Source organism: Streptomyces niveus, from assembly GCF_001723055.1.
In the GTDB taxonomy this organism is placed as follows: Bacteria; Actinomycetota; Actinomycetes; order Streptomycetales; family Streptomycetaceae; genus Streptomyces; species Streptomyces niveus.
Genome location: NZ_MDCR01000084.1, coordinates 1 through 26,666, shown reverse-complemented (window position 1 = coordinate 26,666; position 26,666 = coordinate 1). Strand labels below are relative to the sequence as shown.

The 26,666-nt window shown below is 70.6% G+C and carries 21 protein-coding genes; 8 read left to right on the top strand and 13 right to left on the bottom strand.

Going from position 1 to position 26,666, the window contains the following annotated elements; translation table 11 throughout:
- Positions 1 to 119: 119 nt before the first annotated feature.
- Entirely contained in the window at positions 120 to 974 is an 855-nt protein-coding gene (locus tag BHU15_RS11955; RefSeq protein WP_079128083.1) for a class I SAM-dependent methyltransferase family protein, read from the top strand.
- Here BHU15_RS11955 and BHU15_RS11950 read toward each other — a convergent pair.
- Positions 955 to 1,428, bottom strand: coding sequence for an anthrone oxygenase family protein (locus BHU15_RS11950; protein ID WP_069627170.1), 474 nt, complete (start codon positions 1,426 to 1,428; stop codon positions 955 to 957). The two genes, BHU15_RS11955 and BHU15_RS11950, sit on opposite strands and share 20 nt — an antisense overlap.
- A gap of 116 nt (positions 1,429 to 1,544) precedes the next feature.
- Positions 1,545 to 3,116, bottom strand: coding sequence for a vWA domain-containing protein (locus BHU15_RS11945; protein WP_255293085.1), 1,572 nt, complete (start codon positions 3,114 to 3,116; stop codon positions 1,545 to 1,547).
- Positions 3,117 to 3,495: 379 nt separating this feature from the next.
- Here BHU15_RS11945 and BHU15_RS11940 point away from each other — a divergent pair, with 379 nt between their 5' ends.
- The gene (locus BHU15_RS11940; protein WP_255293084.1) at positions 3,496 to 4,365 is read left to right on the top strand and encodes a helix-turn-helix transcriptional regulator; all 870 of its coding nucleotides are present in this window, start codon (positions 3,496 to 3,498) and stop codon (positions 4,363 to 4,365) included.
- Positions 4,366 to 4,391: 26 nt separating this feature from the next.
- Here BHU15_RS11940 and BHU15_RS11935 read toward each other — a convergent pair whose 3' ends face one another.
- Complete coding sequence (locus BHU15_RS11935; protein ID WP_069627167.1) at positions 4,392 to 5,267, bottom strand: ABC transporter permease; 876 nt, start codon at positions 5,265 to 5,267, stop codon at positions 4,392 to 4,394.
- Complete coding sequence (locus tag BHU15_RS11930) at positions 5,264 to 7,906, bottom strand: alpha/beta fold hydrolase (protein ID WP_069627166.1); 2,643 nt, start codon at positions 7,904 to 7,906, stop codon at positions 5,264 to 5,266. The genes BHU15_RS11935 and BHU15_RS11930 overlap by 4 nt, the downstream gene beginning before the upstream one ends.
- A gap of 149 nt (positions 7,907 to 8,055) precedes the next feature.
- On the opposite strand from BHU15_RS11930, the gene BHU15_RS11925 reads away from it, so the two are divergent.
- The gene (locus BHU15_RS11925; protein ID WP_069627184.1) at positions 8,056 to 8,469 is read left to right on the top strand and encodes a GNAT family N-acetyltransferase; all 414 of its coding nucleotides are present in this window, start codon (positions 8,056 to 8,058) and stop codon (positions 8,467 to 8,469) included.
- Positions 8,470 to 8,484: 15 nt separating this feature from the next.
- On the opposite strand, the gene BHU15_RS11920 is transcribed toward BHU15_RS11925, so the two are convergent.
- The gene (locus tag BHU15_RS11920) at positions 8,485 to 9,336 is read right to left on the bottom strand and encodes a class I SAM-dependent methyltransferase (protein ID WP_247748902.1); all 852 of its coding nucleotides are present in this window, start codon (positions 9,334 to 9,336) and stop codon (positions 8,485 to 8,487) included.
- A gap of 194 nt (positions 9,337 to 9,530) precedes the next feature.
- Between BHU15_RS11920 and BHU15_RS11915 the strand changes: the two genes are divergently transcribed.
- Positions 9,531 to 10,466, top strand: a complete 936-nt coding sequence (locus BHU15_RS11915; protein WP_069627165.1) for an aldo/keto reductase — start codon at positions 9,531 to 9,533, stop codon at positions 10,464 to 10,466.
- A 96-nt stretch (positions 10,467 to 10,562) separates the two neighbouring features.
- On the opposite strand, the gene mmsA is transcribed toward BHU15_RS11915, so the two are convergent.
- From mmsA to iolC, 5 genes are all read right to left on the bottom strand, one after another.
- Positions 10,563 to 12,062 (bottom strand): CoA-acylating methylmalonate-semialdehyde dehydrogenase, encoded by a 1,500-nt coding sequence (mmsA, locus tag BHU15_RS11910; RefSeq protein ID WP_069627182.1) that lies wholly within the window; start codon positions 12,060 to 12,062, stop codon positions 10,563 to 10,565.
- A 31-nt stretch (positions 12,063 to 12,093) separates the two neighbouring features.
- Positions 12,094 to 13,980, bottom strand: coding sequence for a 3D-(3,5/4)-trihydroxycyclohexane-1,2-dione acylhydrolase (decyclizing) (gene iolD / locus BHU15_RS11905; protein WP_069627164.1), 1,887 nt, complete (start codon positions 13,978 to 13,980; stop codon positions 12,094 to 12,096).
- Complete coding sequence (gene iolB, locus BHU15_RS11900) at positions 13,977 to 14,918, bottom strand: 5-deoxy-glucuronate isomerase (RefSeq protein ID WP_069627163.1); 942 nt, start codon at positions 14,916 to 14,918, stop codon at positions 13,977 to 13,979. The genes iolD and iolB overlap by 4 nt, the downstream gene beginning before the upstream one ends.
- Before the next feature lie 78 nt (positions 14,919 to 14,996).
- Positions 14,997 to 15,878: a Cgl0159 family (beta/alpha)8-fold protein gene (locus BHU15_RS11895; RefSeq protein ID WP_069627162.1), complete on the bottom strand. Its 882-nt coding sequence runs from the start codon at positions 15,876 to 15,878 to the stop codon at positions 14,997 to 14,999.
- Positions 15,875 to 16,972, bottom strand: coding sequence for a 5-dehydro-2-deoxygluconokinase (gene iolC / locus BHU15_RS11890; protein ID WP_069627161.1), 1,098 nt, complete (start codon positions 16,970 to 16,972; stop codon positions 15,875 to 15,877). The genes BHU15_RS11895 and iolC overlap by 4 nt, the downstream gene beginning before the upstream one ends.
- A 126-nt stretch (positions 16,973 to 17,098) precedes the next feature.
- On the opposite strand from iolC, the gene BHU15_RS11885 reads away from it, so the two are divergent.
- Together BHU15_RS11885 and BHU15_RS11880 are read left to right on the top strand one after the other, a co-directional pair.
- The gene (locus BHU15_RS11885; RefSeq protein ID WP_069627160.1) at positions 17,099 to 18,010 is read left to right on the top strand and encodes a sugar phosphate isomerase/epimerase family protein; all 912 of its coding nucleotides are present in this window, start codon (positions 17,099 to 17,101) and stop codon (positions 18,008 to 18,010) included.
- Between the two features lie 254 nt (positions 18,011 to 18,264).
- Positions 18,265 to 18,462: a helix-turn-helix transcriptional regulator gene (locus BHU15_RS11880; RefSeq protein ID WP_023541603.1), complete on the top strand. Its 198-nt coding sequence runs from the start codon at positions 18,265 to 18,267 to the stop codon at positions 18,460 to 18,462.
- A gap of 108 nt (positions 18,463 to 18,570) precedes the next feature.
- Here BHU15_RS11880 and BHU15_RS11875 read toward each other — a convergent pair whose 3' ends face one another.
- The gene (locus tag BHU15_RS11875) at positions 18,571 to 20,844 is read right to left on the bottom strand and encodes an MMPL family transporter (RefSeq protein WP_069627159.1); all 2,274 of its coding nucleotides are present in this window, start codon (positions 20,842 to 20,844) and stop codon (positions 18,571 to 18,573) included.
- Between the two features lie 153 nt (positions 20,845 to 20,997).
- Between BHU15_RS11875 and BHU15_RS11870 the strand changes: the two genes are divergently transcribed.
- Both BHU15_RS11870 and BHU15_RS11865 read left to right on the top strand, forming a co-directional pair.
- Positions 20,998 to 21,747: a TetR/AcrR family transcriptional regulator gene (locus tag BHU15_RS11870; protein ID WP_069627158.1), complete on the top strand. Its 750-nt coding sequence runs from the start codon at positions 20,998 to 21,000 to the stop codon at positions 21,745 to 21,747.
- A 144-nt stretch (positions 21,748 to 21,891) separates the two neighbouring features.
- Positions 21,892 to 22,209, top strand: a complete 318-nt coding sequence (locus BHU15_RS11865) for a heavy-metal-associated domain-containing protein (RefSeq protein WP_069627157.1) — start codon at positions 21,892 to 21,894, stop codon at positions 22,207 to 22,209.
- 559 nt (positions 22,210 to 22,768) lie between these two features.
- Here the strand turns inward: BHU15_RS11865 and BHU15_RS11860 are convergent.
- Both BHU15_RS11860 and recD2 read right to left on the bottom strand, forming a co-directional pair.
- The gene (locus tag BHU15_RS11860) at positions 22,769 to 24,058 is read right to left on the bottom strand and encodes a citrate synthase (RefSeq protein WP_023541599.1); all 1,290 of its coding nucleotides are present in this window, start codon (positions 24,056 to 24,058) and stop codon (positions 22,769 to 22,771) included.
- A 231-nt stretch (positions 24,059 to 24,289) separates the two neighbouring features.
- Complete coding sequence (gene recD2, locus BHU15_RS11855; RefSeq protein WP_069627156.1) at positions 24,290 to 26,512, bottom strand: SF1B family DNA helicase RecD2; 2,223 nt, start codon at positions 26,510 to 26,512, stop codon at positions 24,290 to 24,292.
- Positions 26,513 to 26,666 lie beyond the last annotated feature (154 nt).

Sequence of the window (26,666 nt, the reverse complement as noted above, 5' to 3'; positions counted from 1 at the left end):
CCCTGTCCTCCGGAACTGGTCGGGGCGGTTTCGACCGGAGCGTACGCGGAACTACTCACCCGCCGCCCGAGTAGCGGCGCGGATACCGAGGCCCGCGCTCCGGGCCGACGCTGATGCGTATGACGAAGACGAGCACGACCCCACGCCCTCAGAACGGTCCGCACCGCACCGGTTCGCTGAACCGCGCGCGCTGGGCGGCGACGCGCCTCCTCCTGGGCACCGTCGGCCGCGCGAGCGCCGGGATCCGTATCGGCTACCGGCACGGTTTCGACAGCGGATCGATGCTGGACTACGTGTACGTCAACAAGGCGGGCGGCTTCCCCGTCGTGGGGCACCTCATCGACCGCGTGTATCTGAACGCCGTCGGATGGCGCGCCATCCGGGCCCGCCGCGAACTGCTGAAGGACGTCCTCCGTAAGGAGATCGCGCGACGCGGCGGTGGTGAGGGCGCCGGTCGCGGTGTGCGTGTCCTGGACGTGGCGTCGGGGCCCGGACGCTACCTCCAGGACCTGCTCGCGGAGTACGAGCCCGGCACCGTGCGTGCCGAGTGCCGCGACCTGGACCGCGCGGGCCTCGCACAGGGCGAGCGTCAGGCGGCCGAGCGAGGGCTGACGGGGATCTCGTACGCGTACGGCGACGCCCTCGACCCGGCGCCGTCCTCCGCCGCGCCCGACATCGTCGTCGTGTCGGGGCTCTACGAACTGCTGCTGGACGACACCGTCATCGAGGCGTCCGTCGCACGGCTGCGCGAGATGCTCGCGCCCGGCGGGGTGCTGGTCTTCACGACCCAGACCCACCACCCTCAGTTGGAGTTCATCGCGAACGTGCTGCCGAACCGCGAGGGCGTCCTGTGGGAGATGAGGTGCCGCCCCGTGGAGCTGGCCGAACGGTGGGCCGCTCAGGCCGGGTTCACGGAAGTGGCGAGCCGGCGGGAGTCCGTGGGGCTGTTCACCGTCACGACAGCGAGGCGCTGACGATCAGCGCGAACCCGGCGACGGCGAAGAGCGTACGGACGGCGTGGAAGCGGTTCCAGCGGCTCTCGAAGGCCGCGCGGACGGCGCTGTCGGGTTTCGGCCCCGGCGAGGTCTCCGAGGACGCCAGGGCGTTGTTGAGCGGGATGTTGCCCGCGACGGTGACGAGGTGGTTGACGACCACGCAGATCAGGCCCGCCATCAGCAGCCAGAACTGGCTGTCCGAGCGGTCGTCGACGGGGACGGCGAGCGCGGCGACCGGGAAGGCCACCTCGGCGAGGAACACGAGCAGGAACAGCCCGCGCGGTACCTCCTCGTTGACGCGGCGCATGGCCGTCACGAACTGCCCGTCCGTGAGCCGGGCCAGCGCGGGCATGATCCCGGTCAGGAAGATGAGCATGATGCCGGCGTACAGACCGGTGAAGACGACGGCGAGCGCGAGCAGGACAGTGGCCATGCCGCACATCATGGCGCGTGGCGAGGGGCGGCGCAGCACCCGTTTTCACCGGCGGCCTCCCAAGGCCCGCCGCACCGCCTCCACGACCTCCCGCCCGCCGTCGTCGCCCGGCACGGTCAGCCCCTCGCGCGGTTCGCCTGTCCGATCGCCTCGGCCAGCTCCTTCACCGACTCGTCCTCCGTGGAGGCGGCCAATGTACGCGCCCGCTTCTCCAGTTCGGCGAGGTCGGGCGCACCGGGCAGAGCGCCGTGAGAAGCGCGGTCGCCGTCCGCCGACTCACCACGCAGCGCCTCGGCGAAGTACGCGGCGACGGCGGTGACCTGGAGCCGCGGCTTCGCGTCGCCCCAGAGCCGGGAGTCCACCGCGCTCGTGCCGACCGAGCCCGACCGCTCGCGCGGCGCCCGGGTCCCGGGGTCCAGCCAGCGCACCGTCGCCTTCGCCACCGCGCCACTCGCGCCGGGCCGCAGCCTGACGGCGTACAGCGCCGTCACGGTGTGCCCGGGTCCGACCTCGCCGCCGTCGACGCGGTCGTCCCTGAAGTCCTCGTCCGCGACGGCCCTGTTCTCGTAGCCGATCAGCCGGAACCGCTCGACCGCGTCCCTGTCGAACGCCACCTGCGCCTTGGCGTCCCTGGCACGCAGTTCGACGTTCATGGGGAGCTGGTCGACGAAGACCTTCCTGGCCTGTTCCCTGTCGGAGACGTACGTCGTGTGTCCGTCGCCCCGGTCCGCCAGCTGTTCCATCAGGGCGTCGCCGTAGTCGCTTCCGACCCCGACGCCGAACAGCGTGACGCCGTGCTCGGTACGGGCCTCCGCGATGCGTTCGAGGATCGCGTCGGCCTGTGTGTCACCGGTGTTGGCCAGCGCGTCCGACAGCAGGACGACCCGGTTGGTCGCGCCGCTCCTGAGGCCGTTGACGGCCTCCGCGTAGCCGTTCTCCACGCCCGCCCCGAGGTTGGTCGACGCGGCGGGTTCCAACTCCTCGATGACGTCGTGGATCCGGGAGCGGTTGTCGCCGACCCGGGTCATCGGCAGCCTGGTCTCGGCCGTGGCACTGAAGGTGACCAGGGCGATCGAGTCGTCTCCGCGCAGCTCGTCCGTAAGGATGCCGAGCGATTCCTTGACGAGGTCGAGCCGGCCCTTCTCGGCCATGGAGCCCGAGATGTCGATCACGAACGTGAGCGCGGCGGGCGGGCGTTGCCCTGCGTGGTCGGCCTGACGGGTGGCGAGGCCGACACGTACGAGGGACCAGTCGTCGTCCGCGCCCGGCGCCGCCGCGCCGTCCACCGTGACGGAGAAGCCGTCGCCCTCGGGGCGTGGGTAGTCCTGGCGGAAGCTGTTGACGAACTCCTCGGGCCGTACGGTGCCGGGATCGGGCAGGCGTCCCTCACCGAGGGTGCGGAGCGCGTATCCGTAGGAGGCGGTGTCCACGTCCAGGGCGAAGGTCGACAGATAGTCCGGCTCCGGCGCGAAGTCACCCCCCGGTTCTTTGTCCTGCTGTTTCTGTTCGCCCTCCCGCTGTCCCTCGCCCTGTTCGGCACCGTCGGCCGGGCCCGCGGCCCCCGGTCCCGCCCCGGTGCCGGGCTCGCCCGCACGGGCCGGTCCGTCGGCCTTGTGGCTCATGTCCCGCGTATCGCCGCCGCCCGAGCAGCCGGCGAGCAGCAGCCCGCCCGCCAGCAGTGCGGCCACCGCGCCTCGGCACGCATGTCGACGCGCCGTCGTGCGGAGCTCTGTCCTTGTGTCGCGCTGTGTCACGGTCCCCCCTGGAATCACCGGCACTTGTGAATCTGACGTTCGAGACGTCCGGCGGGACCGGCGCGGGAGGTTGCGGATGAATCTCAATGCGGCAACGGGCCACGGGAGTTCTCCGCGTCCACACCGCGTCCACACCGATTTGGCAAGGAGTCGCCACTCCCTGAACTGCACTTGTCACGGTGTGCAGTCTCATGAGTACATGGAGTGGCGTACGGCTCCGAGGGGATGGCGGGGGTGGTCAGCCGTGGCACATGTTCCGGGCTCCGTACTCAACAGGTCGGCGCTGCCGAGAAGCGCACTGCGAGGGGACGCGGTGGAGACTCTCCGACCGGCGGGCCGGCCGGTCCGCGGCACCCACCAGGTGGCCGCCACGCTGGCGGCGCTCGTCCGTTCCGCGCGTCACGAGCTGCTGACGTTCGACGATCCGGGCAATTCCCTGGGCAAGGGCCTGCCGTTGCCGTTCGTGGAGTTCGCCACGGCGTGCGTGCGCGCGGTGGCGGAACGGGCGGACCCGGAGGCGCGACCGGAGCCGCGCACCGGCACGAATCCCGGCCCGAGCCCCGGCACCGGAGCGGGGTCCGACGCCGGGACCGCTCCCCTGCCCGCCGTCGCGCTCACGGTCCGGCGGATCGTGCCGCGCCGGGGTCTGGCCGCGCTGCCGTACGAGCTGCGGGCGCTGGCCCGCGGGGCCCGGCAGACGGAGTCGATCCCGTTCAAGATGGTCCTCGTGGACCGTACGACGGCCGCGCTCCCCCTCGACCTGGATCTCCACTTCAACGGGCTGCTGCTGGTCCGGGACCCGGTCGTCGTCGGGGCCCTGGTCCGTATCCATCAGCACTGGTGGGACAGCGGTGAGGAGTGCTCGGCTCGCGGGAGCGCGCCGGACGGCGCGGCCTGGGACCCGGCACCGGTCCCCGCACCGGCCGGCACGGGGACCGGTGCCGACCCGGGCTGTCCGGCCGGAGCGGCGGCGGGGGCCGGTCCCGAGGCGGGCGCCCTTCCCCCTCACTTACGTCCCGTGCTCGAAGCCATGCTGTGCGGGCTCACCGACGAGGCGGCGGCGGCTCGTCTGGGCATGTCGCCCCGCACCTACAGCAGACGGGTCGGCGAGCTGCTCACCGCTCTCGGCACGACGAGCCGCTTCCGCGCGGGGGCGGAAGCGGCTCGTCGGGGCTGGCTGTGAACGGCGCGCGCGGCACCGTCAGGGGATCAACTCACGATGTCCTTGCGGGAGAAGTTGCGGAACGCGAGCGCGAAGAGCACCAGGGCGTACGTCACCGAGATCGCCGAGCCCTTCAGCATGCCGCTCCACTCCAGCTGGGGCTGGACCGCGTCCGCCCAGGCGAACTGCCAGTGCGCGGGCAGGAATTCCCGCCAGTCCCCCAGCGCCGTCACCTGGTCGAGCACATTGCCGATGATGGTCAGCCCGACCGCGCCGCCCACCGCGCCGAGCGGCGCGTCGGTCTTGGTGGAGAGCCAGAAGGCGAGCCCCGCCGTGACCAGTTGGGAGACGAAGATGTACGCGATCACGAGCGCCAGGCGCGGCACGGTCTCGGCCGTCCCGAGGGAACCGCCGGTGGGCAGCTCCAGCGGCCCCCAGCCGTACGCGGCCGTGCCCGCCGCCAGCCCGACGACCGGCAGCAGCACCATCGCCGCCAGGCTCATGGCGAGCGCCACGGCCAGCTTGCTCCACAGCAGCCGGGCGCGCGGCACCGGCGCGGCGAGCAGATAGCGCAGGGAGGACCAGCTCGCCTCGGAGGCCACGGTGTCTCCGCAGAACAGCGCGACGGGTACGACCAGCAGGAAGCCCGCCGAGACGAAGAGACAGACGGCGGCGAAGTTGGCCCCGGACGCGGTCGCGGTGTCCATCAGGTTGATCCTGCTGCCGCCCCCGCCACCGCCGTCCTCGTCGCCGCCCGGCGTCCCGCCGATGGCGAAGGCGACGATCAGGATGAACGGCAGGACCGCGAGGATCCCGCCCATCGCGATCGTCCGCCTGCGCTTGAGCTGCCGCAGGAGTTCGACCCGGAGCGGCAGGGTGCGGCCCGCCCGGTAGCCCGGAGCCGATTCGGTCAGCGCGCTCATGCGGAGGCTCCTGAGATGAGGGTGAGGAAGGCGTCCTCCAGGCGGCGGTGCGGTCCGACACCGGTCAACGCCACGTCCATCCGGATGAGTTCGGTGACCAGGGTGTTGGTGCTGGCACCGTCGAGCTGTACGAGCAACCCCTCGTCCGTACGGATCGCGGATCCGATCCCGGCCAGCGCGGCGATCTTGTCCACGACCGGCTCGGGCACCTGCCCTGCCGTGGTGACCAGCACGGAGTCGCCGGAGCCGGTGATCTCGGCGACGGGACCGGCCTGGACGAGCCGGCCGCGGTCCATGACCACCAGATGCGTACAGGTCTGTTCGACCTCGGAGAGGAGATGGCTGGAGACGATGACGGTCCGGCCGTTGGCCGCGTAACGGATCATCACGTCGCGCATCTCACGGATCTGCGGCGGGTCGAGGCCGTTGGTCGGCTCGTCCAGGATGAGGAGGTCCGGCAGACCGAGCATGGCCTGCGCGATCGCGAGTCGCTGCCGCATGCCCTGCGAGTAGGTGCGTACGGCGCGGGCGAGTGCGTCGCCGAGTCCGGCGATCTCCAGGGCCTCTTCGATGTGCGAGTCCTCGGCGGGGCGGCCGGTGGCCCGCCAGTACAGCTCCAGGTTGTCCCGTCCGGACAGGTGCGGCAGAAAGCCCGCGCCCTCCACGAAGGATCCGACGTGGGACAGGACGGGTGCGCCGGGCCTGATGGCGTGCCCGAAGACCCGGATGTCTCCGGCGTCGGGGGTGATGAGGCCCATCAGCATGCGCAGGGTCGTGGTCTTGCCCGCGCCGTTGGGGCCGAGGAGCCCGAGCACCTGCCCCTTCTCGACCCGGAAGGAGAGATCCCGTACGGCATAGCGGTCGGCGGACTTGGCGTAGCGCTTCGACAGGTCCGTGATCTGGAGCGGTACGTCGGCGAGTGCCGGATCGGGCGCCGGTGCGCTGACGCGGCGGCGGGCGGTGAACAGCAGCGCGGCGGCGATCAGCGCCCCCGCCAGCGGCAGGCCCCAGACCCACCAGGCGAGCGTGGGGGCGGCGGTGGCCAGGGCGGGCGCCGTGGGTACGGACAGGTCGCCGGCCGGTGTGACGGTGTAGTTGGCGGGGGCGGCGGGTGACGCGTAGGCGAGGTCGGTCGAGGCGAGGACGACGCGCAGCCGGTGCCCGGCCTCCAGTTTGTGGTCGATGGCCGGCAGTGTCAGTTCGACGGTCTTGCCGTTGCCCGCTTTGACGCCTTCGACGCGGATCGGGGCGACGAGTTGTGAGGGCAGGACCTGGCGGCCGTCGGGCCCGACGTCGTAGACCTTGCCGAAGAGCACGGCGTCGTCGGTGTCGGCCTTGACGGTGACCCGGACCGTCGGTGAGCCCGTGACCTGGAGCGAACGGTCGAGCGGGGACGAGTCGAAGCGGGCGTACTGGCCGGGGAAGTCGAGGGCGAGCCCCATGCCGAACGAGGACAGCTGGGACAGTCCGCCGCCGAGACCCGGCACGGTGGAGATGGCGGGCGGGCTCGCGCCGGCGGGGTTGTCGAAGGACTGGGCGCGCCCGGAGAGCGTGACGTTCGTTATGCCGCTGCGCAGACCCGGATAGCTGTCGCTGCTCGCGCCCCTCAACAGCGCCTGGCCGTCGGTGGAGTCGACGCCGCCGGTCCGGCTGACCCGGAAGGCGGGCCCGGTGTCGGCGCTCGTGTCCTTCTTGAGGTAGTGGTCGAACCAGGAGGAGATACGGCTCTCGATCCGGCCGGTCTCGGCGTTTCCGCCGTCGTGGCCGCCGGCCATCCAGTCGACGGCGACGGGCGCCCCGTTGCCCTTGATCGCCTTCGCCATGGCGTCGGACTGGCTGAGCGGGAAGAGCGAGTCGGTCTGGCCCTGGATGATCAGCGAGGGCACCTTGATGCGGTCGCCGATCGCGGACGGGCTGCGCTCCGCGAGGAGTTCGCCGGCCGCCGCGTCGGGCTTCCCTGCGACGGCGACCCGGTCGTACATCTCGCAGAGCTGCTTCTCGAAGGTGTCGCAGCCACCGCCGGTGGAGAAGAAGATCCCGGCCCAGAGCTTCTTGAAGACCCCGTCGGGGAAGAGCGAGTCGGCGAGGTTCCAGTAGGTGATCACGGGGGCGATCGCGTCGACGCGCGGGTCGTAGCCGGCGCCGAGCAGCGAGATCGCTCCTCCGTAGGAGGCTCCGCTCATCCCGACGCGTGGGTCGCCGTCGGCGTCGAGCTGGACCTCGGGGCGCCCGGCGAGCCAGTCGATCAGCCGGGAGACGTCCTTGACCTCGTGGGCGGGGTCGTTGAGTCCGATCTTGCCGGTGGACTCGCCGAACCCCCGCGCCGACCAGGTCAGTACGGCGTAGCCGTCGCGCGCGAGCTTCTCGGCCTGGGCGCGTACGTCGTTCTTGCTGCCGCCGAAGCCGTGGCCGAGCAGGACGGCGGGCCTGCGCTTGTCGCCGTCGTCACCGGCGGTGAAGTACGAGGTGTCGATCCGGGCGCCGGGCATCTCCATCGTCTGGTCGGCCCGGTGCACGGTGGGTGTGCTGTCCGAGGCGACGGCGGTCCAGGTACCGGCACCGACGAGTACGGCGGCCACGGCGGCACCCGCGAGCCATCGTGTGCGCGGCCGTGGCCGTCGAGGGGTGGGGATCTCCATGCTTGAACCCTAAACGGCCCCGCGCGGCGCCCACGCTGACACCGGTCGGAACTGACGGGCCTCCTTGAGGAGTACGGGATAGCGTCGCCGTACACCAGCCGTGGTACGCGCCCGGCGCCGCGCGAGGAGAGACGACCGATATGACCGGCATGGAGATCCGCCGAGCGACGACGGTCGCCGAACTGGTCGCGGCCCAGCATCTGTACGACGGCCCGGCCCGCCCGGAGTGGGCGGAGCGCTTCCTCGCCGCTCAGGGACATCTGCTGCTGATCGCCTATGTCGAGGGCGTCCCGGCCGGATTCGTCTCCGGCATCGAGATGCTGCATCCGGACAAAGGCGTCGAAATGTGCCTGTACGAGCTGTCCGTCGACGAGCGATACCGGCGTCGGGGCATCGGCCGGGCACTGACCGACGCCCTGGCGACCGTCGCGCGCGAGCGCGGCTGCTACGACATGTGGGTGGGCGTGGACACCGACAACGAACCGGCACTGGCGACGTACCGCTCCGCCGGAGCGCGTGACCAGGGTCACTTCGCGATGCTCACCTGGGAGTTCCCGGCCTGATCGGCAGGACACCCCCTAGGGCCACTCGGCGGTGACGAGCCACAGCCGGCTGGTGAGCCGTACGCCCTGCCGGGTCTCGAAGGCGTGGAAGGCCTCCGTGGCGGCGTCGTGCGCGCGGATGCGCGTCCGCTCGTCGGCGTCCGCCAGGGTCAGCCAGTGCTGGAGGGGCCCCCATCCCATCAGGAAGGCGGACGCGTCGGAGGCGTCCTTGCCCCAGTGCTGGGTCAGCGCCATCGCACGCAGACCGATCCCCTTGAAGCCCGCGTCGCTCAGGACACGCTCGGTGTGCGCCGGGTCGGCGAAGGATGTGGGCTGGTGCTTGTTGTCCTCGTTGAAGGCGGGCAGCGTGACCTGGGTGCCGATGGCCGCGAAGATCACCGCCTGGTCCATGAGGCTGAACGACTGCGGGCAGACGAACGCGAGCCGTCCGCCCGGCCGTAACGCCCGTCCGATGTTGCGGAACGCGGCGGCGGGATCGGCGAAGAACATCACCCCGAGGCGGCTCACGGCGATGTCGAAGGACGCCTCCTCGAACTCGTACACCTGCGCGTCGCCCCACACGAACGTGACGCCCTCGATCTCCTCCGCCGCCGCGGACTCCCTGGCCCGCGTCAGCATCGGCCCGGACAGATCGATCCCGACGGCCCGCGCCCCCCGCCGCGCCGCGAGCCGCGTGACCCGGCCGTTCCCACATCCGAGGTCGAGAAGCCGATCACCCTCCTTTATGCCGGCCGCTTCGAGCAGCGGAGCATTGGCGGCGTCGTTCAGATTGTCGTACCGATCTTGGTGCTCCGCCCAGTGCCTGCCCTCATAGCCGTTCCACGCCTCGGCCTGGGCTGAATTCACCATGTCCGTCATGCCTTCCATACTGCCGCTCCTCCCGTCTTGCGCCCATAGCATGGCGAGAACTCGACGCGCCCGGCGCGCCGGTTTCACGGTCAGCGACGGGGAACACTCCAGCGGACCGTCCCTGACTCCTCCTCACCTCCGACGGCCTCCCGCCCTCCTACAGTGCGCAGTAGCCCCGTTCGTACCGTGCGAGCTTTGAAAGGGAGACCGCCGTGAAGACCTTCACCCTGCCCGGCACCGACATCCTTGCCCCGAACGTCGTGCTCGGCCTGATGCGTATCGCCGACAAGTCGCAGGACGACATCCGCGAACTCGTCCGCACCGCACGTGACGCGGGCATCGACTTCGTCGACCACGCCGACGTCTACGGCGGCGAGTTGCACGATTGCGAACGCCGCTTCGCCGACGCGATGGCGCTGAGCCCGTCGCAGCGCGACGAGATCACGATCCAGACCAAGGCCGGAATCGTGACGGACGGCCCGTACTACGACTTCTCGTACGACCACCTCGTGCAGTCGGCCGAGCGCTCACTGGCGGCCCTGCGGACCGACCGCATCGACATCCTGCTGCTGCACCGGCCCGACGCGCTTGTCGAGCCCGAGGAGGTGGCCCGCGCCTTCGACGCGCTCGAATCCTCGGGCAAGGTGCGCGCCTTCGGTGTCTCGAACCACACACCGGGCCAGATCGATCTGCTGCGCAAGTACGTGCGCCAGCCCATCGTGGCCAACCAGCTCCAGCTCTCGATCACGCACGCGCCGATCGTCGCTCAAGGGGTCGCGGCGAACATGCTCGCGGAACAGCAGGCAGCCACCCTCGACGGCGGTGGCATCGTCGACTACTGCCGACTGCACGACATCACCATCCAGGCATGGTCCCCCTTCCAGGCCGGTTTCTTCACCGGCGTCTTCCTCGGCTCGTCGGACTACCCCGAGCTGAACGCCGTCATCGACCGCCTCGCCGCCCAGTACGACGTCCCCGCCATCGCGATCGCGACCGCCTGGATCACCCGTCACCCCGCCCTGATGCAGGTCGTGTTGGGCACCACCAACCCGGAGCGCGTCGCGGGCGCGGCCCAGGGCTCCGAACTCCCGCTCACCCGGGCCGAGTGGTACGAACTGTTCCGCGCCGCCGGCCACCTCGTTCCCTGACCTCGGATCCGTGTCCCGGGGCGGTGGAGCGCTGCGACGGCCCGCGCGGAATAGGGGTACCGTGCGGGCCGTCGCGGTCTGGTGGGGCGTCAGGGCTCAGTGGTTGCGGGGGAAGCCCAGGTCCACGCCCGCCGGGGCGTCCGCCGGGTCCGGCCAGCGGGTCGTGACGACCTTGCCGCGGGTGTAGAAGTGCACGCCGTCGTTGCCGTAGATGTGGTGGTCGCCGAAGAGCGAGTCCTTCCAGCCACCGAAGGAGTGGTAGCCCACCGGCACCGGGATCGGCACGTTCACGCCGACCATGCCCGCCTCGATCTCCAGCTGGAAGCGGCGGGCCGCGCCGCCGTCGCGGGTGAAGATCGCCGTGCCGTTGCCGAAGGGGGAGGCGTTCATGAGGGCGACGCCCTCGTCGTACGTCTGCGTGCGCAGCACGCACAGCACCGGGCCGAAGATCTCGTCGCGGTAGGCGTCGGAGTCGGTCGAGACGTGGTCGAGGAGGGACAGGCCGATCCAGTGGCCGTCCTCGTAGCCGTCGACGCGCAGGCCGGTGCCGTCCAGGACGACTTCGGCGCCCTGGGCGGCGGCGCCCGTCACGTACGACGCCACCTTGTCGCGGTGGGCCGCCGTGATCAGCGGGCCCATCTCGGACGAAGGATCGGTGCCGGGGCCGATCTTGATCTTCTCGGCGCGTTCGCGGATCTTGTCCACGAGTTCGTCGCCGATCGCGCCGACCGCGACGACCGCCGAGATCGCCATGCAGCGCTCACCGGCGGAGCCGTACGCCGCCGAGACGGCCGCGTCCGCCGCCGCGTCCAGGTCGGCGTCCGGGAGGACCAGCATGTGGTTCTTGGCGCCGCCGAGCGCCTGCACGCGCTTGCCGTTGGCGGACGCGGTGGCGTGGATGTAGCGGGCGATCGGCGTGGAGCCGACGAAGGAGACCGCCGCGACGTCCGGGTGCGCCAGGAGGGAGTCGACGGCCACCTTGTCGCCGTGGACGACGTTGAGGACACCGTCCGGCAGCCCCGCCTCGGCCGCCAGCTCGGCCAGCAGATTCGCCGCCGAGGGGTCCTTCTCGCTCGGCTTCAGTACGAAGGTGTTGCCGCAGGCGATGGCCAGCGGGAACATCCACATCGGCACCATCGCGGGGAAGTTGAACGGCGTGATGCCGGCGACGACGCCCAACGGCTGCCTGATCGAGGAGACGTCGACGCGCTGGGAGACCTGCGTCGACAGCTCGCCCTTGAGCTGGGTGGTGATCCCGCAGGCCAGCTCCACGATCTCCAGCCCGCGCGCGACCTCGCCGAGGGCGTCGGAGTGGACCTTGCCGTGCTCGGCGGTGATCAGCGCGGCGATCTCGTCCCGGTGCGCGTCGAGCAGCGCGCGGTAGGCGAACAGGACACCCGTACGGGCGGAGAGCGAGGACGTGCCCCAGCTGCCGTACGCGGCCTTCGCCGCCGTCACGGCCGCGTCCACCTCCTCCGGCGAGGCGAGCGCGACCTGGGTGGTGACCGCGCCGGTCGCCGGGTCGGTGACCGGGCCCCAGTTGCCCGACGTGCCCTCGACGGTCTTGCCACCGATCCAGTGGTTGACGGTCTTCATTACGTGCTCCTTCGGGTCCGGCGGCACTCTGTCAGAGGTGGCGGCGGCGGGCCGCGGCATTCCGGTCGTACTCCTCGCGTGCTGTGACCGCGGACGGGCGGGTCGCCGTCTCGGCCACGGGAACATCCCACCATGCCTGGGCGGGAGGCGCGCCCGACACAGTGTCTGCCGTTTCGGTCTCCGCGTAGACACATGTGGGGACGTCGGACTCGCGCGCGACGGCGAGAGCTTCGCGCAGGTCACGAATGGTTTTGGCGCGGATGACGCGCATCCCGAGCGAGGCCGCGTTGGCGGCGAGGTCGACGGGCAGCGGGTCGCCGGTGTAGGTCGGCGAGCCGATCGTGTCCGCCTCCCGGTAGCGGTACGCCGTACCGAACCGCTCCGCGCCGACGGACTCGGAGAGGCCGCCGATCGACGCGTAGCCGTGGTTCTGGAGGATCACCAGCTTCAGTGGGAGGCGCTCCTGGACGGCGGTGACGATCTCGGTCGGGTTCATCAGATACGTGCCGTCGCCGACCAGCGCCCAGACGGGCCGCCCGGGATCGGCCAGCAGGACGCCGATGGCGGCCGGGATCTCGTAGCCCATGCACGAGTAGCCGTACTCGACGTGGTACTGGTCGCGGGAGCGGGCGCGCCACAGCTTGTGGAGGTCGCCGGGGAGCGAGCCGGCCGCGTTGATGACGATGTCCTCGTCCGTGACCAGCGCGTCGAGCAGGCCCAGGACCTGCGGCTGGGTGGGCCGCAGGAGGTCTTCGGCGGTGTCGAACGCGGCGTCGACCCGGTGCTCCCAGCGCTCCTTGTCCTGCGTGTACTCGGCGGCGTAGGCGGCGTCGACACGGTGGCCCGTGAGGGCCGTGGCGAGGTCTTCCAGGGCGGTGCGGGCGTCGGCGACCAGGGGCGAGGCGGCGAGCTTGTGGGCGTCGAAGCCGGTGATGTTGATGTTGAGGAAGCGGACGGACGGGTGCGCGAAGAGCGTCGCCGACGCGGTGGAGAAGTCGGACCAGCGGGTGCCGACGCCGATCACCAGGTCGGCGGTGCGGGCCAGTTCGTCGGCGGTGGCGGTGCCGGTGTGGCCGATCCCGCCGACGTCCGCCGGGTGGTCGTGGCGCAGACAGCCCTTCCCGGCCTGGGTGGAGGCGACGGGGATGCCGGTGGCCGTCGCGAGGGCGGCCAGCGCGTCCTCGGCCGCGCTGTGGTGGACGCCGCCGCCGGCGACGAGCAGCGGACGGCGGGCCGCGCGGACGGCCTCGACGGCGTCGGCGAGTTCGTACGGATCGGGGCCCTGCCTGCGGACCCGCCAGACGCGCTCGGCGAAGAACTCCTCCGGCCAGTCGTACGCCTCCGCCTGGACGTCCTGGGGCAGGGCGAGGGTCACCGCGCCCGTCTCGGCGGGGTCGGTGAGGACCCGCATGGCGGCGAGCGCGGCCGGGACGAGCGCCTCGGGGCGGGAGATGCGGTCGAGGTACTTCGACACGGGCCGCAGCGCGTCGTTGACGGAGATGTCGCCCGCGTGGGGCACTTCGAGCTGCTGGAGGACGGGGTCGGCGGGGTGCGTCGCGAAGATGTCGCCGGGGAGCAGCAGCACGGGAAGCCGGTTGATGGTGGCGAGGGCGGCGCCGGTGACGAGGTTGGTGGCGCCGGGGCCGATGGAGGTGGTCACGGCGTGGGTGGCGAGGCGGTTGCTCTGGCGGGCGAAGCCGACGGCGGCGTGGACCATGGCCTGTTCGCTGCGGCCCTGGAAGTACGGCATCTCCGGGCCCGCCTGGACGAGTGCCTGGCCGATGCCCGCCACGTTGCCGTGGCCGAAGATGCCCCAGGTGGCGTCGATGAGCCTGCGGCGGTTGCCGTCGCGTTCGGTGTACTGGCGGGACAGGAAGGCGATCAGCGCCTGGGCCACGGTGAGGCGGCGCGTACTCATCGGTGGGTCTCCTCGTCCGTGTCGGGCCGGTCGTCCGGCCGGGGGGCGCGGTACACCGGCAGCCGGGGGTCGACCGCCTGGCCGGGCCAGGTGTCGCGGATCCAGCCGTGGTCGGGATGGTCGCGGATCAGCCACTGTCGGGTCTCGCCCGGTCCGGCCATGACGTTCAGGTAGTACATGGTGCGGCCGGGGGCGGCGATGGACGGGCCGTGCCAGCCGTCGGGGATGAGGACGGTGTCGCCGGTGCGGACCTCGGCGAGGACGTCCGTACCGCCGGGCCTGGAGGGCGAGACGCGGTGGTAGCCGAGACCGTCGTCCTCGATCTCGAAGTAGTAGATCTCCTCCAGCTCGGACTCGACGCCGGGGTGGTTCTCGTCGTGCTTGTGCGGCGGGTACGACGACCAGTTGCCGCCGGGGGTGAGGACTTCGACGGCGATCAGCCGGTCGCAGTCGAAGGTGTCGGCGGCGGCGAAGTTGTTGACCTGGCGGGAGCAGTTGCCGCTGCCGCGCAGTTCGACCGGAACCTCCGGTGCGGAGCCGTAGCGAGCGGGGAGTTGTCGCTCGCACTTCGCTCCTGCCAGGGCGAAGCGGCCTCCCGCACCGGAGGCGATCTGGGCGTGGGCGTCACGCGGAACGTACGCGAAGTCCGTGACGGAGCTGAACACGCTTTCTCTGCCCAGCAGTTCAAAGATCTCGCCTTGCGTGTGCACCGTACAACCGCCGCTCAGCGGAAGCACGATCCACTCGCTGTCCCCGCTGTCCAGCGTGTGGGTGCCCCCGGGCGGCAGGTCGAGGACGCGCAGGGCGCTGTGCAGCCAGCCCGCCCGCCGGGGGTCAATGTCGAGCGCGTACGGGCCGCTCGCCGCGCTGCCCGCGCGCACGTGCCGCTCCAGGAACTCCCCGTCGAGGCCCTGGTCGGTGTCGGTGTCCGTCGTCATGGTCGCTCCGTATCCCTCCGCACGTCTGCCTACTCTCCCCGTGGCCCTACAACTGCCGTGGCCGGGCGGCCACCGGCCCTACAGCAGACCCACGGCGGTGTCGACGGCCGCCGCGACGTCCCCGTCCACCGGGTAGAGCAGCGAGCGCCCCACGACCAGGCCCTGCACCGTGGGCAGGCGCAGTGCCTCGCGCCACTTCTCGTACGTGCCCTCCTGGTCGTCGCCGATCTCGCCGCCGAGCAGGACGGCGGGCAGCGTGGAGGTCTCCATCACCCGGGCCATGTCGCCCGGATTCTCGGTGACGGGCAGTTTCAGCCAGGTGTACGCCGAGGTGCCGCCGAGGCCGGAGGCGATGGCGATGGAACGGGTCACGGCCTCGGCCGTCAGGTCGGTGCCGAGCCGTCCGTCCCTGCGGTGGCAGATGAACGGCTCGACGAAGACGGGCAGCCGTCGCTCCGCCATGGCGTCGACGGCGCGGGCGGCCGACAGGAGGGTGTCCGCCGAGCGCGGGTCCTCGTAGTCGACGCGAAGCAGCAACTTGCCCGCGTCGAAGCCGAGTCGGGCGACGTCCTCGGCGCGGTGGCCGGTGAAGCGGTCGTCCAGTTCGAAGGCGGCGCCCGCGAGGCCGCCCCGGTTCATGGAGCCGACGACGACGCGGTCCTCCAACGCGCCGAGAAGCAGCAGGTCGTCGAGTATGTCGGCGGTGGCGAGGACCCCGTCCACGCCGGGGCGGGACAGCGCGAGGCAGAGCCGCTCCAGCAGGTCGGCGCGGTTGGCCATGGCCAGACGGCGGTTGCCGACGGCGAGGGCGCCCCGGGCCGGGTGGTCGGCCGCGACGATCATCAGCCGTCCGCCGGGGCGCAGCAGGGGGCGGCGGGCCCGGCGGGCGGCGGCCTCGGCGATGGCCTCGGGGTGGTGCGTACGGATCCGTACGAGTTCGGAGACGTCGACGCGGGTCACAGGGCGGCCTCCGGAGGCAGCGTTCCCGGGGTGGGAACGGGGCCGCCGCCGAGGACCTGGACGACTTCCCGGGCGTAGGGCATGGCGGAGGAGCAGGCGAGGCGGGCGGCGACGATGGCGCCTGCGGCGTTGGCGTACCGCATGACGCGCTCCAGGTCCCAGCCGGCCAGCAGTCCGTGGCAGAGGGCGCCGCCGAAGGCGTCCCCGGCGCCGAGGCCGTTCACGACCTCCACGGGGACGGGCGGCACTTCGGCGACGGTGCCGTCGCGGTGCATGGCGAGGACGCCCTTGGGGCCCTGTTTGACGACGGCCAGTTCGGGTCCCGCGGCGAGGAGCGCGCGGGCGGCGGCGTACGGTTCGCGCTGCCCGACGGCGACTTCGCACTCGTCCAGGTTGCCCACGGCGACGGTGGCGTGGCGCAGCGCCCGCGCGTACAGGGGCCGGGCCGCCGCCATGAGCGCCCGCGGATCGTCGGATGTGGCGGAGGTGCCGGGGTCTTCGGTGTCGTCGGCCGGTGCCTTCCAGAACATCGGGCGCCAGTCGAGGTCGAAGACGGTGATGGCGGTCCCGGGCCGGCGCCCGGAGGACCGTTCCTCGGGGCTGTGCGCCCGCGCCTCGCCGCGTGCGCGCAGGGCGGTCAGCGTGGCGGCCCGGCTGGGCTCCTCGCACAGACCGGTGCCGGTCATCCAGAAGATCCGTGCGGCCCTGATGGCGTCGAGGTCCAACTCGTGCGACTGGATCTGGAGATCGGGCGCCGTGGGCTGCCGGTAGAAGTAGAGCGGGAAGTCGTCCGGGGGGAAGATCTCGCAGAACGTCACCGGGGTGGGCCACCGGTCGACCGGTGTCACCCACCGGTCGTCCACCTCGAACTCCCGCAGGGCGTGGTGGAGATAGTCCCCGAACGCGTCCCGTCCGGTGCGGGTGATGACGGCGGCCCGGCGGCCGAGCCGGGCGGCGGCCACCGCCACATTGGTCGCGGAGCCGCCGAGGAACTTCCCGAAGGTGTCGACCTGTGCCAACGGGACTCCGGTACGCAGCGGATAGAGGTCAACGCCGATCCGCCCCATGGTGATCACGTCGTACGGCTCAGGCATGCGCGTCCCCTCGTTTCGACGGCCAGTGCCAGGTCTAGTGCTCTCTCCCGACCTCTGTCAACGTTTTGTCCTTACATTCGGACGAACGCTTGACACTCTTCTCGGACGGCCGCGAGGCTGACCGGTATGACCTCCTCCGTACCCCCGCTGAACCGCATCAGGGTCGGGTCGGCACCCGACTCCTGGGGCGTCTGGTTTCCCGACGACCCCCAGCAGGTTCCCTGGCGGCGTTTCCTCGACGAAGTGGCCCTGGCCGGATACGAGTGGATCGAACTCGGCCCGTACGGCTACCTCCCGACCGATCCGGTCCGCCTCGCCGACGAGACGGCCTCGCGCGGCCTGAAGGTCTCGGCCGGCACCGTGTTCACCGGACTTCACCACGGGCCCGCCGTCTGGGACAGGACGTGGTCGCATGTCGCCGACATCGCGGCGCTCACCAAGGAGATGGGCGCGGACCATCTGGTCGTCATCCCGTCGTTCTGGCGTGACGACAAGACGGGTCAGGTGCTGGAGGAGCGGACCCTCACCGCCGCGCAGTGGCACGACCTGTCGACTCAGACCGAACGGCTCGGCCGTGAGGTGCTCGACCGCTTCGGGCTGAACATCGTGGTCCACCCGCACGCCGACACCCATATCGACAGCGAGGAGAACGTCACCCGGTTCCTGGACGCCACCGATCCCGCGCTGGTGTCACTGTGTCTGGACACCGGGCACTACGCCTACTGCGGCGGCGACAGCGTGAAGCTGATCGAGACCTACGGGGAGCGGATCGGCTATCTGCATCTCAAGCAGGTGGATCCGGAGATCCTCGCGGACGTCGTCGCGGACGGGGTGCCGTTCGGGCCGGCCGTCGCGCGGGGCGTGATGTGCGAGCCGCCGGGCGGAGTGCCCGCGCTGGGACCGGTACTGACGGCGGCCCAGGATCTGGACGTCGATCTCTTCGCGATCGTCGAACAGGACATGTACCCCTGCCCGCCCGACAAGCCCTATCCGATCGCCGAACGGACGCGCCGCTTCCTCCGCTCGTGCGGCGCGTAACCCGGGTCCCCTGTCGAACAGTTGGGCCATCGACACACTGACCTCCATTGCGTCGCTTCTGTCACAGAGATCCGTTTAACGTCACGCATATCTCCATTACGCGGGTTTTACGTCACAGTGGCGCGACAGCCCCTCCCTCTCCGTCACTGTGAGTCGTTCAACGGGCACAGGCTCAGTGATCACCAGCGTTTCAGTCGCAGCCCTCCAGACGGCCCCCCGGCCGCCGCTGCGGCGGGCGCAGGGAGGTGCCACGCATGACGGACAGAAGTCTCTGGTCCTACAAGGAGATCGCCGCTCACATCCGGGTACAGCCGGACACCGTCCGTTCCTATCGCAAGCACGGTCTGCTTCCGCCGCCGGACCACGTGGAGAACGGCAAGCCCTACTGGTACGCGGACACCGTCCGCGCCTGGGTGGCCAAGCGCCCGGGGAACAGAGGCCGCAGAGAGTGAACCGCGGGAGCTGACTCCCGCGCCGGGTCGCCGCCCGACCGGGCCGCAGGGCCCCGTACATCCGCCACTGGTGGATGTAACGGGGCCCTCGGTCCGGGTGACGACGACTCAGACCCCGACCTTGTCCCGCTCACCCGCCCCGGACACGGCCCCTTCGGACCCGCCCGTGCCGTCCGTGCCGCCCACCAGGGCCGCCGGATGCGAGCCGCCCTCGCTCACCCCGAACCGGTCGTGGAAGCGGCGCAGCGGCCCCGGCGCCCACCAGGTGGCCCGGCCCGTCAGCTTCATCACCGCGGGGACCAGCAGACTGCGTACGACCATCGCGTCCATGACGACCGCGAGCGCGATACCGAGCCCGAGCATCATGGTGTTGGTCACCCGCGAGGTGCCGATGGCGACCATGACCACCGCCAGGATCACCGCCGCCGCCGTGATCAGGCCTCCGGTGCGCTGAAGCCCGAATATGACGGACCGCTCGTGGTCCCCACTGCGGTCGTACTCCTCCTTGATCCGGGATATCAGGAACACCCCGTAGTCCATGGAGAGTCCGAAGGCGACGCAGAACATCAGCACCGGAAGGGTCGTCTCGATGTCCCCCGTCGGGGTGAAACCGAGGAACCCGGACAGATGGCCGTCCTGGAAGACCCAGACGACCGCTCCGAACATCGCCGTGAGGCTGAGCGCGTTGAGCGCCACCGCCTGTATCGGGATGAGGACACTGCCGGTGAGCAGGAAGACCAGCAGCAGGGTCACCACGACGATGATGCCCGCGGCCAGGGGCAGCCGGTCGCCGATGGCGTCCTTCGAATCGACCAGTACGGCGGCCGTGCCGGTGACCGAGGTGTCGAACGCGGCCGGTTCGGCGCGCAGTTCACGGACGAGCCGCTGCGTGTCCTGGTCCACCGCCTCGCCACGGGGCAGCACCGTGAAGTACGCGTGGTCTCCGGAGACGACCGGTCCGTCGACGCGCAGCACATCGGGCAGCGCGGCCACCCGGTCGCGGTAGTCGGCGTACTCCGCGGCTGTCGCCCCGCCTTCCCCGAGCACTTCGAGCCCACCCCCAGGACTGCCAGGGAACGCGCTCCTGATGTCCTCCTGGACCACTCGGGCCTCCGCGCTGGAGGGCAGCTGCCGGTCGTCCGCCGTGCCGAACTTGACGCCCAGGAAGGGCAGTCCGAGCAGGACCAGGCCTGTGGCCGTCGCGACGGCGAAGAGCGGAGCCCTGCGCATCACCAGCGCCGCCGTACGCCCCCAGCCGCCGCTCGTCCCCTCCACCGTCCCGTCCGCCGTCCCGTCGCCCGGTACCGGCTTCTTCCGCCCCTTGCCGAACAGCCGTCGCAGGTCGAGGGAGTTGACCCGGTGGCCGAGCAGCATCAGCGCGGCCGGGAGCAGGATCAGCGCGGCGGCGGCGGCGAGCAGCACCACCGCTATCCCGGCGTAGGCGAACGAGCGCAGGAAGTACTGCGGGAAGACCATCATCGCCGCGAGCGACACCGCGACCGTCAGTGCGGAGAACAGCACCGTCCGTCCGGCGGTACGGAGCGTGGTGCCCACCGCGTCCCGCACGTCCACGCCCTCGGCCAGCTCCTCCCGGAATCTGCGCACGATGAACAGGGCGTAGTCCACGGCCAGTCCGAGCCCGAGGGCCGTGGTGAGGTTCTGCGCGAAGACCGAGACATCCGTGATCTCGGTGATCCCCCGCAGCACCGCGTTGGTCCCGAGGATGGCGACGATGCCGATGCCCAGCGGCAGCAGGGCGGCGATCGCGCTGCCGAAGACCATGACGAGCAGGACGAGAGTGACCGGCAGGGCGATCAGCTCGGCCCGCAGCAGATCTTCCTGGATGATGGCCTGCATCTCGTGCCGTACGGCCACGGGCCCGCCGACGGAGACGTCCAAGGACCCCTGCGTGCCGCGGAATTCGGGTGCTATCCGCTCCAGGGTCTCGCCGGCCTCCTTCTCCGTGCCCACGATCCTGGCGGCGATCAGCGCCTCGCCCCCGTCCTCGGCGCGCAGCGCGGGCGCCCGCGTCTGCCAGTACGAACCGACGCCTACGACCCCGTCCTCGGCGGCCAGCCGCTCGGTGAGCCGCCCGGCCTCGGCGGCGACGGACGGGTCGTCCACCCCTTTGCCGCCCGCGTCGACGAGCAGCAGCAGATTCGGCTGGGAGGCCGGGAACTCACGCTCCAGCGCCTTCGTGGCGTAGGTCGACGAGGCGGCGGGGTCCTCCCAGCCGCCGCTGCCCATCCGGTCGCCGACCCCGCTCCCCGCGAAGACCGCCAGCGCCGTGATCACCAGGGCGGCCAGCAGCGAAAGCCGTGGGCGCGCCGTGACGAACCGGGTCCAGCCGCCGACGCGCGACCCCCTGTTGACTTCGGACATAGTGCGGTGTCCCCTTCACCTTGGCCCAGAACATGGGTCGGCCACTGCCATAGAATGACAAACACGAGTGATCGCTCGCATAAATCAAGAATGCGAGCGAGGACTCGCGTTTGTCAACCGCAGTCAACCGATCGAGGGATCCTGGGAGTTCACGTGCCTGAAGCGAGGAGAGGCGGAGCCGTGGGGCGAGACAGCCAGGACAGTGCGGCCGGGGACGGCGCGGCCAAGGGCGGCGGCTCCACCGAGGACACGGGCAGGCCACGGCGCCGCCAGGCACGCGGCGAGCGCCGTATCGCACAGCTCCTCGAAGCCGCGGGCCGGGTCTTCTGCGCGACCGGCTACACGGCGGCGAGCACCAACTCCATCGCCCGGGAGGCCGGCGTCTCGCCCGGCACGCTCTACCAGTTCTTCCCGAACAAGGAAGCCATCGCCGTCGAGCTGGGCGACGTACTCCTCAATCGCTGGCGCACGACGTACGGCCAGGCGTTCACACCCGCCCACATGGATCTGCCGCTCCCGGAGATGCTGGACGCCGTCCTCGATCCGCTGATCACGTTCAACTGCGAGAATCCGGCGTTCGCCGTCCTGATGCACGGCTCCGAGATCCCGGGGCAGGTGACGGAGGAGCACGACGTCCTGCACTCCACGCTGCTCACCCGGGTGGAGGAGATCCTGGGCAGCTACCTCCCCGACACCCCGCGGGCCGAGCGGACCAGGACGGCGGAGTTCGTCTTCGTCCTGTTCAAGGGCGGCCTGGACCTGATCCTGTCGCACGAGGGCGAGGAGCGGGAGGCGTATGTCGGGGAGCTGAAGAACGCCATGTTCCGCTACCTGGACCCCCTGGTCGGCCACGCACTCCCCCACTGCCAGGCACAGCGGGAGACGGCGTCACCGGACTCCTGACGCCACCCGAGAACCCGCGCCGCGATCCCGGACTCGCATTCATACCCCCTAGGGGTATAGTCTGTCGTAGGTCAGGGCGTCGCGGCGTTTCCGCGCCCCTGGCAGCCCTTTCCCGTTCCGCATGCCCGCCCGGAGGAGAACGCCATGACCGCAGAGACGAAGACCGCGACGGGGACCACCCAGGCCGCCGGTTCCTGCTGCTCGCCGACCGGCTCCTGTCACGACGGCGCCGCCGAGACCACGACGGGCGCCGTCACGACGGTGTACGCGGTCACCGGCATGACCTGCAGTCACTGCGAGGGCGCGGTCTCGGGCGAGATCTCCGCGATCAAGGGCGTCACATCGGTGGCGGCCGAGGCCGCCAGCGGCCGGGTGACCGTGGTCTCCGAGGCCCCGCTCGACGAGAGCGACGTGCGCGCGGCGGTCGACGAGGCGGGTTACGAGCTGGCCGGCCAGGCCTGAGCGATCTCGTCACGGGGCCGTACGCGACCGGTTTCCCACCGGGCGGCGTGCGGCCCTCCCGTCGTTCCGGTCGCCCCGCGCCACAACAGCCCCGCTCAGCCCGCGATCGGCGGGGCCGCGGGGTTGGCGGCGGCCTTTTCGTCTGTTTTCGTAGTAACCAACAATTTGCGGTCCCGCTCCTTCACATGAGGCACAGGACCTTCACAAAGAGATCTAGATCACATAGATTTAGGGGTAACCATCCGGGCAGCTCGCGAGTCTAAGAGGCGATGCCGAGAACGTCTTGGGGGACGTTCATGAGATGTCTTGGGGGATGTCTCAGGCAAGCGTTGGCCGGGGGACGTGCAACTGGGGAGCTTTGAGCGGCCCCCCTGGTTCGTACGGACCCCGGCAGACCGCGTGAAACTGGCTTCTGCCGGCAACCGCAGACGCCCGGCCCGGATCCCGTGGGGGGAATCCGCACCGGGGATATGGGAAGCGCCCCGCTATACCGACCCGTGGGGGGATCGGGAAGCGGGGCGCTTTCTGTTGCGCTCGGGTGGTGTCCGTCCTGCGAGGCTCAGCGGCTCTCGACAGGGACGAAGTCGCGCAGGACCTCGCCGGTGTAGATCTGGCGCGGGCGGCCGATACGGGAGCCGGGCTCCTTGATCATCTCGTGCCACTGGGCGATCCAGCCGGGCAGCCGGCCGATCGCGAAGAGCACGGTGAACATCTCGGTCGGGAAGCCCATAGCCCGGTAGATCAGACCCGTGTAGAAGTCCACGTTCGGGTAGAGGTTGCGCGAGACGAAGTAGTCGTCGGAGAGCGCGTGCTCCTCCAGCTTCAACGCGATGTCGAGCAGCTCGTCGGACTTGCCGAGCGCCGAGAGGACATCGTGCGCCGCCGCCTTGATGATCTTCGCCCGGGGGTCGAAGCTCTTGTAGACGCGGTGGCCGAAGCCCATCAGCCGGACGCCGTCCTCCTTGTTCTTCACCTTGCGGATGAAGGAGTCGACGTCGCCGCCGTTGGCCTGGATGCCCTCGAGCATCTCCAGCACCGACTGGTTGGCGCCACCGTGCAGCGGGCCCCACAGGGCGCTGATGCCGGCGGAGATCGAGGCGAACATGTTCGCCTGCGACGAGCCGACCAGCCGCACGGTGGAGGTCGAACAGTTCTGCTCGTGGTCCGCGTGCAGGATCAGCAGCTTGTCGAGGGCCGAGACCACCACCGGGTCCAGCTCGTACTCCTGGGCGGGGACCGAGAAGGTCATGCGCAGGAAGTTCTCGACGTACCCGAGGTCGTTGCGCGGGTAGACGAAGGGGTGACCGATCGACTTCTTGTACGCGTACGCCGCGATCGTCGGGAGCTTGGCCAGCAGCCGGATCGTCGAGAGGTGGCGCTGCTGCTCGTCGAACGGGTTGTGGCTGTCCTGGTAGAACGTCGACAGCGCGCTGACCACGGAGGACAGCATGGCCATCGGGTGCGCGTCACGCGGGAAGCCGTCGAAGAAGCGCTTCACGTCCTCGTGCAGCAGCGTGTGCTGGGTGATCTCGTTCTTGAAGGACGCCAGCTCGTCGACCTTGGGAAGTTCACCGTTGATGAGCAGGTAGCCCACCTCGAGGAACGTCGAGCTTTCGGCGAGCTGCTCGATGGGGTAGCCGCGGTACCGCAGGATGCCCTGCTCACCGTCGAGATAGGTGACGGCGGATTTATAGGCGGCGGTATTGCCGTAGCCGCTGTCCAGGGTCACCAGGCCGGTCTGGGCCCGCAGCTTCCCGATGTCGAAGCCCTTGTCGCCGACGGTGCTGTCGATCACCGGGTAGGTGTACTCGCCATCGCCGTACCGCAGTACTACAGAGTTGTCGCTCACGTCATCCCTCACCGACGTAGTGCCTCTTCTTCGAGGTGCCCTGACTGACTCCACCATCCCCCATTTGGCTCAGGAGAGTGCACTCGGGGTCGACCATTAGGCCTATTCGCGGCACTGAGTGCCGCCAACTTCCACATCCTGCCCCCTTCGCCCCGGTTCCGAAAGTCCGGGGTGGGCATTCCCTCCCCGGACACTCCCCTGGAGGGGGTCACGCCGGGTCCGGACGGGGCCCTAGAAACCGCCGGCCTGGAGGCCGCCCGAGAGGCGGTGGTCGAGGGCGGTGAAGCGGCGGCCGGCGGAGACCGTGCGGACAGCCTGGCCTATCGCCTTCCGGGAGCCGACGAGGACGACGAGCTTCTTGGCCCGGGTGACCGCCGTGTAGAGCAGATTCCGCTGGAGCATCATCCAGGCGCCGGTCGTGACCGGGATGACCACGGCCGGGTACTCGCTGCCCTGCGAGCGGTGGATCGTCACCGCGTAGGCGTGCGCCAGCTCGTCCAGCTCGTCGAAGTCGTACGGCACGTCCTCGTCCTCGTCGGTGCGCACCGTCAGGCACTGGTCGTCCGTATTCAGCGAGGTCACAACCCCGACCGTGCCGTTGAAGACCCCGTTCCGCCCCTTGTCGTAGTTGTTGCGGATCTGGGTGACCTTGTCGCCGACGCGGAAGACACGGCCGCCGAGCCGCTTCTCCGGCAGCTCGGGCCGGGCGGGGGTGATGGCCTGCTGGAGCAGCCCGTTGAGGGTGCCCGCGCCGGCCGGGCCGCGGTGCATCGGGGCCAGCACCTGGATGTCGCGCCGCGGGTCGAGGCCGAAGGTGGCGGGGATACGGCGGGCCGCGACGTCCACCGTCAGCTTTCCTGCCTCCTCCGTCTCGTCCTCCACGAAAAGGAAGAAGTCGCTCAGGCCCTGGGTGATGGGCTGGACCCCGGAGTTGATGCGGTGGGCGTTGGTCACCACGCCCGACTGCTGGGCCTGCCGGAAGATCCGGGTCAGCCGCACCTGCGGCACGGGTCCGGCGTCGGCCAGCAGGTCCCGCAGCACCTCGCCCGCACCCACCGACGGCAGCTGGTCGACGTCACCGACGAGCAGCAGGTGTGCACCGGGTGCCACCGCCTTCACGAGCTTGTTGGCGAGCAGCAGATCCAGCATGGACGCCTCGTCGACGACGACCAGATCGGCGTCGAGGGGCCGGTCCCTGTCGTACGCGGCGTCGCCGCCCGGCTTCAGTTCCAGCAGCCGGTGGACGGTGGACGCCTCGGCTCCGGTCAGCTCGGCGAGGCGTTTGGCGGCGCGCCCGGTGGGCGCGGCGAGCACCACCTTCGCCTTCTTGGCCTTCGCGAGCTCCACGATCGAGCGGACCGTGAAGGACTTTCCACAGCCCGGCCCGCCGGTCAGGACGGCGACCTTACGGGTGAGGGCGAGCCGCACCGCGGCCTCCTGCTCGGGGGCCAGCTCGGCTCCTGTGCGGCCCGCGAGCCAGGGCAGGGCCTTCTCCCAGACGACGTCCTGGAAGGCGGGCATCCGGTCCTCCCCGGCCCGCAGCAGCCGCAGCAGCTGGGCGGAGAGGGACAGCTCCGCACGGTGGAAGGGCACCAGATAGACGGCGGTGACGGGCTCGCCCCCGTCGGGGCCCGGCACCTTCTCCCGGACCACCCCCTCGTCATCGGCGGCCAGTTCGGCCAGGCAGTCGATGACCAGTCCGGTGTCGACCTGGAGAAGCTTCACCGCGTCGGAGATGAGCTGCTCCTCGGGCAGGAAGCAGTGCCCCTGGTCGGTGGACTGGGAGAGCGCGTACTGAATCCCCGCCTTCGCGCGGTCCGGACTGTCATGCGGGATGCCGACGGCCTGGGCGATGCGGTCGGCGGTGAGGAAGCCGATGCCCCACACGTCGGCGGCCAGCCGGTAGGGCTCGTTCTTCACGACGGAGATCGAGGCGTCGCCGTACTTCTTGTAGATGCGGACGGCGATCGAGGTGGAGACGCCGACGCCCTGAAGGAAGATCATGACTTCCTTGATGGCCTTCTGCTCCTCCCAGGCGGCGCCGATCAGTTTCGTCCGCTTGGGGCCGAGGCCGGGCACCTCGACGAGCCGCTTGGGCTCCTTCTCGATGATCTCCAGGGTGTCGACGCCGAAATGCTCGACGATCCGCTCGGCGATACGCGGACCGATGCCCTTGATGAGACCGGAGCCGAGATAGCGGCGGATGCCCTGGATCGTCGCGGGCAGGACCGTCGTGTAGTTCTCCACCGTGAACTGCTTGCCGTACTGGGGGTGCGAGGCCCAACGGCCCTCCATGCGCAGGGACTCCCCCGGCTGCGCGCCGAGGAGCGAGCCGACCACGGTGAGCAGATCGGCGCCCCGGCCGGTGTCGACGCGGGCGACCGTGTAGCCGTTCTCCTCGTTGCTGTACGTGATCCGCTCAAGAACGCCTTCGAGCACGGCCAGATTGGACATGATCCGACGCTACCGCCCGGGTACGACACCCGGCCCGCCCTGTGGACAACTCCCGGCCGCGCAGGGCTTCGAGGGGTGCCCGGAAAGCTCTAGGGGCCCGGTCCACCGGACCGGGCCCCACGCACTCCCCCCTCCAACGCAAAGCTTCCCGATC